The organism is Catenuloplanes japonicus (assembly GCF_000717135.1).
GTDB classification, from domain to species: Bacteria; Actinomycetota; Actinomycetes; order Mycobacteriales; family Micromonosporaceae; genus Catenuloplanes; species Catenuloplanes japonicus.
This window is the reverse complement of the sequence record NZ_JNXY01000015.1, coordinates 48,045-63,012: the sequence shown is the minus strand read 5'-3', so window position 1 is coordinate 63,012 and position 14,968 is coordinate 48,045. Positions and strand designations below refer to the sequence as shown.

The window sequence follows — 14,968 nt, the reverse complement described above, 5'->3', positions numbered from 1 at the left end:
CAGCGCGCGACCATAACGGGGGTTACGCCGCAGACGCTGCCTGGAGCCATCTGAGCTGACTTTCTTCATTCCGCAGACGCGTCATGCCTTCAGCGTGTCACACCGGACCTCAAATCATCCGGCTCGTTCAGCCTGCCCGCATTCGCACGCCCGGCACAATTCCACCGGGCGTAGCTTTCTGTGCGTACGACGCCTTTTGTCGGCTACGAGGAGCACATCGCTACAATGACCAGCACCGAAATGGCAGGGCCGGGCCTTTCCGGCAGGATCTCGCACGGCCCGGCGGCCACCGTGCACCGACTGGTGCTACAACCACAGTTCGACTTCGAGGTTAACGCGCTTTTGCCATTTTATGTGGCCGTCGAAAAGGCGCTGCTGTCAGAATACGGGCGGCTCAGCATCCTGACGGCCGACGACTGCGCACTGATAGCCGGGCATCTGTCGGACCTGAACGCCGCCTCGCTGACCGCGGACCCGGACGGCAACTATTCCGACATCTCCCTCGCACTCGAGCGGTACATCGAGTCCCGGCTCCCGCACCCGGTCCCCGCCTGGCACGTCGACCGCAGCCGCAACGACTCGCAGGCCACCGCGCAGCTCATGTCCGCCCGCGCCCGATGGTGCCGGCTCGCCGGCGCACTGCTGCGTTGCGCGCAGACCGTGCGCGACCGGGCAGCGCACCTCACCCGTGACCCGATGCCGGGGCACACCCACCTGCAGGCGGCGCAGGTGATGACACCCGGCTTCTGGCTCGCGGCCCTGGCCGAACACCTCGTCCACGCCGCGCGCCGATGGCTCACCTCCTACGACGCCATGGACCGCTGCCCGCTCGGCGCCGGCGCCATGACCGGCCAGGAACTCGACTGGGACCGGCATCGGCTGGCGGCCGCGCTCGGTTTCGCCGCACCGTCCCGCAGCGCTCTCAGCGCGGTGGCATCGCGGCGATGGGCGGCCGAACTGACCGCGGAACTGGCGCTGCTCGGCACGGAACTGAGCCGCTTCATCACCGACCTGATGGCCTGGGGAAGCAGCGAGTACCAATTCATCGACCTTCCGGACGCCCTGTCCGGAATCTCGGCCTCGATGCCGCAGAAACGAAACTTTCCCGTTCTTGAAAGGCTCCGCGGAAAGACCGGCCACCTTGCCGCATCTCACCTCGACGTGGCCGTCGTGCAGCGCGCGACGCCGTTCTCCAACATGGTCGAGGTCTCCAAGGAGTCGACCGCGAACGTGCATCACGCGCTCGACACCGCCGACGCCGTCATCGAATTGTTCGACCTGGTCGCCGGGAACCTCGTGTTCCGGGCGGAGCACATGGCGGATCGATGCCGGCGAGACTTTCTCGGCGGTTTCAGTCTCGCCAATGCGCTCACCATAGAACAAGGGATTCCGTGGCGTCGGGCACAGGTGATCGCGGGCGCCTACATCACCGCAGCCATGGCCGATGGCCTGTCGCCGTATCCGGGGGACGAAGAGCTTCTTCATAACATCTCCGTGCGGCACGGACACCACCTCAAGAACGGCGGCGAACTGCTGTCGCGGTCGTTCGACCCCAATTCCGTGCTCTCCGTCAAACGCTCATACGGATCCACCCACCCGGACTCCGTCGCATTGCTGCTGAACGAGCTCGGCGATGAGCTGCAGCAGCTGACCGAGGAATGGCACGCACGCCAGGTCCGCGCCACTCCCTGATCCGGGACTCCACAACGGCCATCACGGGGGAACTTCCATGACCAACCAGCACCTCCAGCTGGCGCTGACCGACCGGCCCGCCACACGCGTGGGCAACGGATTCGCGCCCGGCAGCTTCGGCGAACTCCTACAAGGCGTCTCGCCCGACGACGGCCGGGACTTTCTCGTCACCCTGCCGCTCTCGATCGGCGCCCACGCCACGTTCACACCCGACGCCACGCTGCCGGATGTCCAGGTGGCACCCGCGCGGAAGAGGAAGTCACTGGCGGTGGCACGCCGCGCGCTGGCGCTGCTCGGCGCTCCACCAGGCGGGGCACTGACGATCGACAGTTCCCTGCCGGAGGGCAAAGGGCTCGCCAGCTCGTCGGCGGACCTGGTAGCGACCGTACGGGCCGTCGCGGACGCCTACGACGAGGCGTTCGACGAGACCACCGTCGAAGGGCTGCTGCGCGATGTCGAGCCGACGGACGGGGTCATGTACGCCGAGACTGTCGCCTTCTACCACCGTGAGGTACGGCTCCGTGAGCGGCTCGGCCTGCTGCCCCCGCTCACGCTGGTCGCCTACGACGCCGGCGGCGCCGTGGACACCGTCACGTTCAACCGGCTCCCCCATCCCTACTCGGCCGAGGACACCCAGGAGTTCGGCCGGCTGTACCGGCGGCTCGCGACCGCGGTCCGCGAGCACGACCTGCGCACGGTCGGCCGCGTCTGCACGCGCAGCGCCGAGCTGAGCACACGGCTCATGCCACGCGCAGAACTGACCATGATGATCCGGCTGTGCCACGAGGTCGACGGCCTCGGCGTCGTGGTGACGCACAGCGGCACCAACATCGGCGTCCTGCTCGCTCCCGGAAGCGCCGCGGACGCGGTGGCACACGTCCGCGGCGCCTGCCGGCCACTGCCGGGATCGGCATCCGTATACACCACGCTCGGCACGCCGGAGGACGGTCAATGATCCACGCGAATGTCGTCGACATGATCGGCCACACCCCCTTGCTGCGGCTGCGTACCGACGATGCCCCTGGCACCGAGACCTACGCCAAGCTGGAGCTGCAGAACCCGTTCGCCATGAAGGACCGCGTCGCGCGGCAGATGGTGCTGGAGGCGCGCCGGATCGGCACGCTCGCGCCGGGCGCCCCGATCATCGAGAGCTCGTCGGGAACCATGGCGCTGGGCCTCGCACTGGTCGGCGCCGCGCTGGGACACCCGGTGCACATCGTCACCGACCCCCGCATCGACCCGATCACCCTGGAAAAGCTGCGCGCCCTCGACTGCACGGTGCACGTCGTGGAGAAGATGTCCGCGCAGGGCTGGCAGAGCGCACGACTGGAGATGCTCGCCGACCTGCGGCGCGACCTGCCGCACGCGTTCTGGCCGCAGCAGTACCGCAACCCCGACAACCCCCGGGCGTACGAGACACTCGCGGCCGAACTGCTCGACGACCTCGGCGAGTTCGACGTCCTGGTCGGCTCCACCGGCAGCGGAGGATCGCTGTGCGGCACCGCCCGTGCGCTGCGCCGCCGGCTGCCCCAGCTGCGCGTCGTCGGTGTCGACTGCGTCGGCAGCGTGCTGTTCGACCAGCCGGACGAGCCCGGACGGCTGCAGAGCGGCCTCGGCAACAGCCTGCACCCGTACAACCTCGATCGGCGGCTCCTCGACGAGATCCACTGGCTCAACGACCGCGAAGCCTTCGACTCGACCCGGGACCTCGCCCGTGAGCAGCAGATCTTCGCGGGCAACACCTCCGGCTCGGTGTACCGGGTCCTACGGCGCCTGGCGCGAACGTCGCCGGAGGGCAGCCGGATCGTCGGCATCCTTCCCGACCGCGGCGACCGGTACACCGGCACGGTCTACGACGACCGTTGGGCCGCTGACCGGCTGGCAGCCCTGCCGGCCCGCCAGGTACCGCACACCCTCGGCGCCGGCGAGGTCGCGATCGCCTGGTCGTCCTCGACCCGCACCGTCCCGGAAGGACTCCCGCAACACCTGCTGTTCGTGGAGTCGAACACCACCGGCACCGGCATGCTGGCCATCCGCCAGGCGCAGGCTATCGGCCTGGTCCCGGTGCTGCTCACCGACCGGCCGAGCCGCTACCGCGGCCTCGACGAGACCGGATGTGAGGTGCTGGAGGTCGCCACCGGCACGCAGGCGGCGCTGCGCGCGGCGATCCAGGAACGGTTCCCGCGGGAGCAGATCGCCGGGGTCACCACGACCAGCGACTTCTACACGCACGCCGTCGCCGAGCTGGCCGCATGGCTGGGCGCACCCGGCGCCGACCCGGACGCCGTGGCCGCATGCCGGAACAAACGACTGCTGTCCGACGTGCTCGGCGCCGCAGGTGTGCCGCAGCCGGCAACGGTGGCGGTCACCAGCCCGGACGCGGTCGCGGACGCGGTGGCCGTGACGGGGCTGCCGTGCGTGATCAAACCGGCCGACGGATCCGGCTCCCAGGGCGTGCGGCTGTGCGCGACGGCCGAGGAGGCCGTGGCCGGCACCGAGGCGCTGCTGCGGACCGTCGTCAACGTCCGTGGCCTGCCCACCGCCGGTGAGGTGCTGGTCCAGCAGTACGTCACCGGCCCGGAGTACAGCGTCGAGATCGTCGGCGACGGCACACGCCTGCACTGCGTGGGCATCACCGAGAAGTCGGTGACCGGCGCACCGTACTTCGTCGAGACCGGCCACGTCTTCCCCGCCGCCCTGGACAGCCAGACGGCCGCGCAGATCACCCGCGCCGTCGAAGGCGCGCTGACCGCGGTCGGCCTGACCTGGGGCGCGAGCCACACCGAGGTCAAATGGACACCGGCCGGACCGGTGATCATCGAGATCAACCCGCGCCCCGCCGGAGGGATGATCCCCGAGCTGGTCCGGCTGGTCACCGGCATCGACCTCGTCGGCGAGCAGCTGAACGCGGCAGCCGGACGCGACCTGCGCCTGCACGGTGCCACAGACGGCTGTGCGGGCATCCGGTTCCTGCTCGCCGCACATCCCGGCGTGCTGACCACGATCACCGGCGCCAACGACGCCCTGCGGGTGCCGGGAGTCCGCGCCGTCACCATCACCGCCACGGCCGGCGACGAGGTGCGGCCACCACGCGATGCCTACGACCGCCTCGGCTACGTGATCGCCACCGGCTCCCGGCAACACGTCCACGATGCGCTCGACAGCGCACACACCCGGCTGTCCATCACCGTCGACCCGACGCCCGTTCCCGATGAGAGCCCTGCCGACGAGGCCGTCAGTGTGGGAGGAGACAGACGATGACCCGACCACCTCTCGCCGCGGACACCGTCGTGACCGCGGTCGCCCGCCGCGCACAACAGACCCCTGACCGGATCGCGCTGACCTTCGTCCCGGCCTCCGACGCACCGCCGCGGGAGGTCACCTACGGGCAGCTCGACGCGGCGGCCCGCACCATCGCCGGCGGTCTGCGCGCGCGGGCACGCGCAGGAGACCGGGCGCTGCTGCTGTTCCCGCCGGGCGCCGACTACCTCACCACGTTCCTCGGCTGCCTCTACGCCGGCGTCGTGGCGGTGCCGCTGTACCCGCCGGCGCCCGGCAGCCGGACCGACCGTATCGACGCGGTGATCCGCGACTGCGACGCCGCGCACATCCTGACCACGCAGCACATCGCCGCCGCTCTCGGCGGCCTCACCGCCCCGGCGGGCACCGGTGCGGCCGTGCACACCATCGAACAGATCCGCACGGCCGGCGACCCGCTCGACGACCCGGTCGTGTCCCCGGATGACATCGCCTTCCTGCAGTACACCTCCGGATCCACCGGCCGTCCCAAGGGCGTGATGGTCAGCCACGGCAACCTGCTGTCCAACCACCGCGCCATCGCGGCCGGGTTCCGCATCGGCGCGGACGACACCGTCGTCAGCTGGCTGCCGATGTACCACGACATGGGCCTGATCGGGACCGCGCTGCTGCCGCTCGCCGTCGGCATCCCGGCCGTACTGCTGGACACGATGCGATTCGTCCGTGACCCGCTCTCCTGGCCGCTGGCCATGGCCCGATACCGGGCCACCTGCTCCGGCGGGCCGGACTTCGCCTACCGCATGCTCGTCGACCGTCACGATCCGGCGCGGCTGGAAGGCGCGGACCTCAGCAACTGGCGGGTGGCGTTCAACGGCTCCGAACCGGTCAGCGCCGCCACCATGAACCGGTTCGCCGAGCTGTACCAGCCGTACGGCTTCCGCGCATCGGCGTTCTACCCGTGCTACGGGCTGGCTGAGGCGACCCTGTTCGTCAGCGGTCCGGCACCGGGCACCGGCTTTCCGAGCCGGGACGTGTCCCGTGCCGCACTGCAGACGGGCCTGCTGGCCCCCGACCCGGGCGGTCAGGACACGGATGCCGTCACCATCGTCTCGAGTGGCGCCGAGGCACAGGACACCCGCGTGGTGATCCGCCGTCCGGACGGCGACGTCGCCGCACCCGGTGAAGTCGGTGAGGTCTGTGTGCGATCGCCGTCCGTCGCCTACGGGTACTGGGCACGCGGCACGGACAACGCCGGGATCTTCCGCCACCCGATCCCGGGCCAGGACGGTGGTTTCCTGCGCACCGGCGACCTCGGTGCGCTGCTCGACGGCGAGCTCTACATCGTCGGCCGGCAGAAGGACCTGATCATCGTCGCCGGCCGTAACCACCATCCGCACGACCTCGAAGCGGCAGCGACCGACGGCCATCCGTATCTGCACGCCGGGCGGGCCGCGGCGTTCCAGCGGCCGGACGACGGCGCGCTCGTGCTCGTCGCCGAGTGCGCCCGCGGCTCCATGTCGGTACTCGCCCACGACCCGGACCTGGTACGCGAGGTCGCCGCAGAGGTCCGCCGGCGGGTGACGGCGCACGCCGGGCTACGACTCGACGACGTGGTGATCGTGCCACCCGGTGCCGTGCCGAAGACCTCCAGCGGCAAGATACGCCGGGCCGAGACCCGCGACCGCCTCGCCGCCGGCCGGTTACGCGTCCTCGGCGCCGTGCCGCTGCTCGCTCCCGCGCCTGCCTCCGGTACCGGCCTGGAGCACACGTTCACCGCGCACACCGGGTTCGCGCTCGACGCCGCCGACTGGGACCGGCCGCTGGCCGCGCTGGGCCTGGACTCGCTGCAGTTGATCCGGCTCAAGTCGGCGCTCGAGTCCAGCACCGGGCGGACCCTGCCGGCCGACCTGTTCTTCGGGGACCGGACGCCGTCTGATCTGCGCGCCGCGATCGGCGCCGCCACCGATCCACCACCCGGCCCCGACCCCGGCGGTGTCGCACCGCTTGCCGCGAGGCCTGTCGGCGAGTTCCCGGCCGCTCCCGGTCAGGTCGACCTGCACTTCTACCACCACCTGTCCCGGCAGGACACCGCCAACAACATCGTCTGCGCGGTGCGGCTGCGGCCGCCGGTCGACGAGCATCGGCTGAGGACCGCCGTCCGCGCGGTCCTGCACGCCCATCCCGGTCTGGGTGTGCGGATGGGACCGCTCGGCTCCGGCACACAGATCGTCCCGGACGACCCGCAGCCGCAGTGGCATACGGAGCGCCTCACCGGCGACGACCGGCTGCCCGCGCTGCTGGCCGAGTTCAGCCATCGGCCGTTCGATCTCGAACGCGGCCCGCTCGTGCGGGTCGCGGTCGTGCAGACACCGGGCAGCACGGTCCTCGCGCTCGTCTGCCATCACATCGTGGTGGATCACTGGTCTATGCAGCTGCTCATGGCCGCGATCCTGCAGCACCTGCCGGACCGCCCGCCGCCGGCCGGCACACCGGCGATCGCCTCCGCCATCGACTGGGCAGCCGGCGCGCATGCCCGCGCGTCGACGGCCGAGGCTGAGACGGCGCTGCAGGAGCTTGCCGAACGGTGGCACCCGTATCGGACGCAGGTGCTGTTCCCAGCCGAGGGGACCGGCGTGCGGGCGCTGCGCGCGGCCGCGTCCAGCACCGCCGGGATCATCGACTTCGCCGTCGGCCCGGACACGACAGAGGCCGTCTACCGGACGGCGCACCGCGACGGGCACACACCGTTCGTGTCGATCCTGGCGGCGTACTTCCAGGCTTTGCAGCAGGTCACGGGCGAGCCGCGGCCGGTGGTGGGTGTCCCGCACCACGGCAGGACCGACTCCCGCTACGCCGGGACCATCGGCTATCTCGTCAACATGGTGCCCGTACTCGGCGTGCTGGACGACCAGCCCACCCCGGCCGGCGCCCGGCACATGGCATGGCAGCAGCTGCGCACCGCCTTGCGTACCGCGCAGGTGCCCTCATCCCATCTGGTCTCCCGGCTCTCGCCGCCCCGGCACGGCCAGCACCCGCTGTTCCAGGCCACCTGCACCTTCCAGCAGTCCGCGCACGGACTGTTCGACGACGGCTTCGCCATCCCGTGGACCGGCACCCGCCAGCGCATCGGCGACACCGACATCGAGGTGCTCGACGTGCCACCGCGGCACTGCGCCTTCACCGTGAGCCTCTACGGCGCCCGTTACGTCGGCGGCCTCGCCTTCCGGCTGGTCTACCGCAGCGCACTCGTTACCCATGCGAAGGCCGAGACGATCAGTACAGCCTTCCAGCAGGCACTGCACCAGTCCTCCTTGATCGACACGACCACCTCTGAGGGGCGAGCATGACCTTCCTCGGCGCATCCGATGCGACGAATCTGATCGATGCCTTCGAGCGAGTCGCGCACCGCCACCCGGACGCGATCGCGGTGACCTTCGAGGGCCGACACACCACCTACCGCGAGTTGCACCGGCGCGCCCACGTGCTGTCCGCCGCCGTGCGGCAGGCCGCCGGAGAGACACCCGCACGGGTCATGGTGCTGCTCCCCCGCTCCGACGAGGTCATCGTGTCGTTCCTGGCCGTGCTGCGCGCCGGTCACGCGTACGTGCCCGTCGACCCGCACACCCCACCGGCCAGGATCGCCGTCACCGCCGAGGACGCTGCTCCCGCGCTCGTGGTCGCCTCGGCCGAGACCGCGGGCGCCGTGCCTGCCGGAATCCCGCGCCTGCTGATCGAGGATGTCGGGGAGAACTCCGGACCGGCGGTGACAGCGGATCAGCCGGGTCCCGCATCGCCCGCGTACGTCATCTACACCTCCGGCACCACCGGCCGGCCCAAGGGTGTCGTCGTCACCCACGCCAACGTGCTGCGGTTGTTCACCACCACCCAGCCGTTGTTCGGATTCGGGCCGACCGACGTGTGGTCGCTTCTGCACTCCTTCGCGTTCGACTTCTCCGTGTGGGAGATGTGGGGCCCGCTGCTGTCCGGCGGACGCGTCGTCGTGGCCGGCCACGACACCACCCGGAACCCCGCGTTGCTGCGCGAGCTGCTGCAGGCTGAACGGGTCACGATGCTCAGCCAGACCCCGACGGCGTTCTCGTCGCTGATGGCGCACGAGACAGCACTACCGGACCGGTTGTCGTTGCGCTGGGTCGTGTTCGGGGGCGAGGCGCTGCGGCCCCGGGACCTGCGGCCCTGGGTGACGAAGTACGGCCACCAGGCACCTGCCCTGGTCAACATGTACGGCATCACCGAGACGACGGTGCACGCGTCCTACCGGCGGATCCGGTCCTCGGACCTGGACTCCGCGGTCAGCCCGATCGGGCGGCCGCTGCCGGACCTGGAGTTCCGGCTGCACGACGCCGACGGGCAGCCGGTCGCCGACGGCGATCCCGGCGAGATCGTGATCACCGGCGCCGGGGTCGCCGCGGGCTATCTCGGTCTGCCGGAACTGACCGCCGAGCGGTTCCCCGCCGGCGCCTACCGGTCCGGTGACCTCGCGCGCCGCACCGCGGACGGCGAGTACGAATACCTGGGCCGGGCCGACGAGCAGGTCAAGATCCGCGGCTACCGGATCGAGCTGGGCGACATCCGCGCGGTGCTGGCGACGGTACCGGGTGTGCACGCCGCCGCGGTGGTCGTCCGTCAGCCGGCGCCACCGCGCAATCCCGTCGTCGCCACGGCCGCACCCGCCGGGGAGATCACCACGGTGCGTCGCCTGGTGCGCGGCGAGGACGCGGTCGCCTGGGCCGCCGACCGCACGCCGAAGATCGTCGCCTACGTTCGCACCGGCGACGGGTTCCGGCCGCCCGTACTCTTCGAGCAGCTCCGTGAGCAGCTTCCGCCCTACATGGTCCCCGCGTTCGTCGTACCCGTCGACGCACTGCCGGTCAACGCGAACGGCAAGATCGACGTCGCGCGGCTGCCGGCGCCGAGCGCCGCGAACCGGCTGCGGGAGGATGATCCGGACCGCACCACCGCGCCGGCGTCCGGCGACGCGCTCCTGATCGCCGAGCTGTTCGAGCGGGTCCTCGCCGTGGAAGGCGTCGGCGTCGACGACTCGTTCTTCTCCGTCGGCGGTGACTCCATCCTGGTCGTCCAGCTGCGGACGGCCGCGGCGGCACGCGGGCTGGACCTGGACATCGCCGACATCTACACGCTGCAGACCCCGAGACTTCTCGCCGAGACCGCGGGCCAGGCCGACGCCACACCTGCCGCCGCGGTCGCCGCGTTCAGTCTCATCTCGGACGACGACCGGCAGGCACTGCCGTCCGACGTCACCGACGCGTACCCGCTGGCCCGTCTGCAGGCGGGCGTCATGTTCCACAGCGCGTACGCCGAAGGCGTCAACATGTACTGCGACATCTTCATGTTCCGGCTCCGGGTCCCCTTCGACGAGCGCCTCCTGCGCCGGGCGCTGGAACGCGTGGTCGTGCGGCACGACATTCTGCGCACCTCCTTCCACCTGGCCGGGTACTCCGAGCCGTTGCAGCTGGTGCACACCACCGCCACGGCGCCGCTGTCCGTCACGGACCTGCGCGACCTTGCCGGAGAGGATCAGCAGCACGCGTTCGAGCGGTGGCGCGCCGCGGAGATGCACGTGCCCTACGACTGGGAGACGGCACCGCTCGTCCGGTTCACCGTGCATCTGCTCGGGACCGACGAGTTCATGCTCTCGATGAGCTTCCACGACGCCATGTTCGACGGCTGGAGCGAGACCTCGCTGCTGGCTGAGCTTCTCACCGACTACTGGCGATTCCTGTCCGGCGACGAGGAACCTCGGCCGGTCCCGGCGCGCCGGTACGCCGACTTCATCGCACTGGAGCAGGCCACACTGCACGACCCGCAGGCCCGGCGGTTCTGGGAGCAGGAACTCGCCGACGTCGAACCGACGCTCCTTCCCCTGCTCGCCGGCGGGTCGGCCGACGTGCACGCGGGCCGGATGGGCTTCCTCGCGGTCGAGGTGCCGCCGGTGCTGTCCGAACGTATCGCGCAGCTCGCCGCGGCCAGCGAAGTGTCGGTCAAGCATGTCCTGATGGCCGTCCACGCCCGGGTCGTCATGACCCTCACCGGTCAGGAGGACCTGCTGATCGGCGTGGCGTCCAACGGCCGGGTCGAGGCCGACGGCGGCACGGAGGTGATCGGCCTGCACCTGAACCTGGTGCCGCACCGCTTCCAGCCACGCGGCAACACCTGGCGTGAACTCGTCGCGGCCGCCGCCGCCAAGGAGCGGCAGCTGCTTCCGGTCCGCCGGTTCCCGCATGCGGAGATCCTGCGGGTGGCACGCCAGAGCGAGCTGACCGACATCATGTTCAACTACACCCACTTCCACGGCTACGAGCAGATCGCGCACGCCACCGGGATCGAGGTCCTGGACGGATTCGGCTACATCCAGACCAACTTCACGCTCCGGGCGGAGTTCAACCGTGATCCGTTCACCCGGCTGCTGAGCCTGGACCTCGAGGCGAACCTGGAACGCGTCTCCGCACCGCAGCTGCGGATGATCGCCGAGATCTACCGCAACGCGTTGCACAGCGTCGTCGACGAACCCGACCTCCGGCCGTCCCAACGACGTCTGCTCGGCGAGGACGCCTGGGCCGCCGAGCTGGCGCTGTCGCACGGACCGGCTGACACGCCGCACGACAGCGGGTTCGTGCCCGTGTTCGACCGCGCGGTCACCGCCCACGCCGACCGGATCGCCGCGATCTGCGCCGACCGCAGCATCAGCTACCGCGAACTGGGTGCCCGGGTGGACACCGCGACGGCCCGGCTGCGCGCCGGCGGGGTGTCGCCGGGCACCATCGTCGGCCTGGCCGCCGTCCGTGACATCGACTACCTGGTCGTGTTCCTCGCGGTGCTGCGCTGCGGTGCCGTGTATCTGCCACTGCCCGACGGCCCGGTCGACCGGATCCGTCGCATGGTGCGGCGCGCGGAGCCCGCGGTCATCGTCTGCGACGAGCGGTTCGGCGCGGCGGTACGCGAGTCGGTGCGGGACACCGTCTCCGTGCCGGTCCGCGATCTGGCCGACGTGCTGGCCGACGGTGATCCCGGTGAGATCCCGCGCCTGTCCCCACCACGCCCGCGGGACCCGGCGTATGTGCTGTTCACCTCCGGTTCCACCGGCGAGCCGAAGGGGGCGCTCATCCGGCACGACGGCTTCCTCAACCACCTCCAGGCCAAGATCGACGAGTTCGGGCTCGGCCCCGGCGACCGGGTCTCGCAGGACGCCGCGGCCACGTTCGACATCTCCATATGGCAGCTGGTCGCACCGCTGGCGGTCGGTGCCACCACCGTCATCTATCCCGACGAGATCGGTCAGGACGCCCCGCGCCTGCTGCGTGCCGTCGCCGATGACCGGGTGACCGTCCTGGAGGTCACCCCGTCCGTGCTCAACGTCTTCAACGCCGAGCTGGACTACTACGGCCCGGACACGTTCCGTCTCGACGCCCTGCGCTACGTCGCGTCGCAGGCGGAGACCCTGACACCGCTGTGCGCCAACACGTTCCGGCGGCTACTGCCTCACGTGACCCTGCTCAACATGTGGGGCCTGACCGAAACCTCCGACGACTGCCTTCACCACCGCGTCGAAAGCCACGTCGACGAGCAGGAAGCCTCGGTGCCGATCGGGCGACCGCTGCGGAACATGGCCGTCTACGTCCTCAACGCCGACCGTGAGCCGGTACCCGCCGGCACACCCGGCGAGCTGTACGTCGGTGGCGTGTGTGTCGGCGCCGGGTACATCAACGACCCGGACCGTACGGCCGCCGCGTTCGTACCCGACCCGTTCGCCGGTGGCGACGCGTTGATCTACCGGACCGGTGACCGCGGTCGGCGGCGCGCCGACGGGTCTCTGGAGTTCCTCGCCCGCTTCGACAACCAGGTCAAGATCCGAGGCAACCGGGTCGAGGTCGACGAGGTCGTCCGCGCGCTGGCCGGCGTCGATGGCGTGCAGGAGAGCGCCGTGGTGGTGCGGCCGGCACCGGACGGCGGCCGGCAGCTGGTCGGCTTCTACGTGCCGACGGTCGCCGATCAGCCGGCCCGCGCCGGCATCGGCGACGGCGTGGTCCGCCGGGATCTCGCCACCGACGAGGTACGGGCCGCGCTCGCCCGCACACTGCCGAGGTTCGCGATCCCGGACCTGCTCCTTGCGGTGCAGGCCCTGCCGCGCACCACCCACGGCAAGGTGGACCGGCGGCTGCTGGAGCAGTGGGCCGCCTCCGCACACGGCGGCACCGACAGCATCGCCGCCGACGCCGCCGACCTGACCGCCACCGAGGCCGCGGTGGCGGACGTCTGGGCCGCGGTCCTGAAGACATCACCTCCCGGCCCCGCGACCGACTTCTTCGACCTCGGCGGGCACTCGCTGCACGCCACGCAGGTACTCGCCCGGCTGCGGGACCGCTTCCCGGTCACTCTCCCGGTCCGCCTGTTGTTCGAGAACCCGACCGTGCGTGCCCTGGCCGCGCAGATCGATGCCCGCCTGGCCGAATCGGACCGGCCGGCCCCGGCCGCGCTCACCGCGCCGGTACGCATCACGGACCTGGACGAGTTCCCGCTGACGATGGCGCAGTCCAGCCTCTGGTACCTCAACCAGCTCGACCCGGACGACACCTCGTACGAGAGCGGCTACCTGCTCGACCTGCGCGGCCCGCTGCGGGTGGCGGAGCTGTGCACGGCCCTCGACGTGATCACCGGCCACAACGACGCGCTCTCGGCCAGGATCATCGACCGAGACGGTGTCCCGTTCCAGATCAGCGACCCGGCGGCGCGGCTGCGGCTGGAGCAGCGTGACGCACCGGACGCCCTGGCCGGCGCCGGGACCGACGCGGTCCTCGACCATGTGCGGCAGCGCCGGACGTCGCGCCGGTTCGACCTGAGCACCGGCCCGCTGACCGTGGCGGTGCTGCACCGGTTCTCCGACGAACGGCACGTGCTGGAGTGGAGCGGCCACCACATCGTCACGGACGGCTGGTCCAACGAGCTGATCATCCGCCAGCTGCGGGAAGCGTACGAGGCAGCCCTGGACGGACGCCTCGCCCCGGCCCCTCCCTCGCTGCGCTACGGCGACTTCGCGGTCTGGCAGGAGCAGTATCTGCGAACCCCGCAGGCAGAGGAGCAGGCGGACTTCTGGCGCGGATACCTCGACGGCTACTCCGGCGAGCTCGACCTCGTCACCGATCACACGCGGACCGACGACCGCACCCGCCAGGCGGGGCGGCTGCGGCACCGATGGGATGTCGTCGGTACCCGCCGCATTGCGGACTTCGTCCGCGGGCAGGGCACCACCACGTTCATGTTCGCCCACGCCGTGTCGGCGGCGCTGGCCGCCCGCCTGGCGCAGCAGTCCGACGTGGTCATCGGGGCGGCGGTCGCCGGTCGCACGGTACCGGGCACTGAGGAGGTGGTCGGGTTCTTCGCCAATACGCTGCCGTTCCGCTACGCCGTCGACCGGGACGTGACCGCCAGGGCACTGCTGGCGGCCGTCCGCGGACACGCGCTGGAGGCCATGGACCATCAGGTCCTGCCCTTCCAGCGCATCGTCGACGCGGTCCGGGCTCCTCGCCGGCCCGGCGTGCCACCGCTGGTGCAGGTGGTGGTGTCGGTGACCCAGCCGCTTCGGACCACGAAGTTGCTGCCCGACCTGGCCGCCGAGGTGTCGGACCTGGCCAGCACCCGGAGCATGTTCGACCTGACGCTGCGTTTCGACGACGGCGACGAGCTCGGGCTTCTCCTCGAGTACGACAGGTCGCTGTTCACCGATGAGACCGCGCGCCGGCTGCGTACCGCCTGCGTGCGGCTGGCCGAGTCCTTCGTCGCTGCCCCGGACCGGCTGGTGCGCGAGACGGTCCTGATCGACGACGCGGACCGCGACGCGCTCGACGCCATCGCGCGCAGGATCAGCGGCGGGCCGCTGCACGAGGGCGACATCGTCGCCTCCGCGCACTGGGCCGATGTGGTCGAGGAGGCCACACGCGGCGGTCTGCTCATCCCCCTCGTCCTGTCGCTGTAGCCGTCCGCC

General features: G+C 71.0%; 5 protein-coding genes. All 5 read left to right on the top strand.

Annotated elements, in window-relative coordinates:
• Window positions 1-225 precede the first annotated feature (225 nt).
• The 5 genes from OP04_RS20980 to OP04_RS20960 are packed head-to-tail and all read left to right on the top strand — an operon-like array spanning window position 226 to window position 14,959.
• Window positions 226-1,692 carry an argininosuccinate lyase gene (locus OP04_RS20980; protein ID WP_085066636.1) on the top strand — a complete coding sequence of 489 codons (1,467 nt, stop codon included), beginning with the start codon at window positions 226-228 and terminating at the stop codon, window positions 1,690-1,692.
• Between the two features lie 37 nt (window positions 1,693-1,729).
• The gene (locus OP04_RS20975; protein WP_051798462.1) at window positions 1,730-2,647 is read left to right on the top strand and encodes a GHMP family kinase ATP-binding protein; all 918 of its coding nucleotides are present in this window, start codon (window positions 1,730-1,732) and stop codon (window positions 2,645-2,647) included.
• A complete protein-coding gene (locus OP04_RS20970; protein WP_033341470.1) occupies window positions 2,644-4,953 on the top strand; it encodes a pyridoxal-phosphate dependent enzyme in 2,310 nt (769 codons plus the stop codon). The genes OP04_RS20975 and OP04_RS20970 overlap by 4 nt, the downstream gene beginning before the upstream one ends.
• Window positions 4,950-8,297, top strand: a complete 3,348-nt coding sequence (locus OP04_RS20965) for an AMP-binding protein (protein WP_085066635.1) — start codon at window positions 4,950-4,952, stop codon at window positions 8,295-8,297. Before OP04_RS20970 ends, OP04_RS20965 begins: the two co-directional genes overlap by 4 nt.
• Entirely contained in the window at window positions 8,294-14,959 is a 6,666-nt protein-coding gene (locus OP04_RS20960) for a non-ribosomal peptide synthetase (protein WP_033341468.1), read from the top strand. The genes OP04_RS20965 and OP04_RS20960 overlap by 4 nt, the downstream gene beginning before the upstream one ends.
• The last annotated feature ends 9 nt before the right edge of the window (window positions 14,960-14,968 follow it).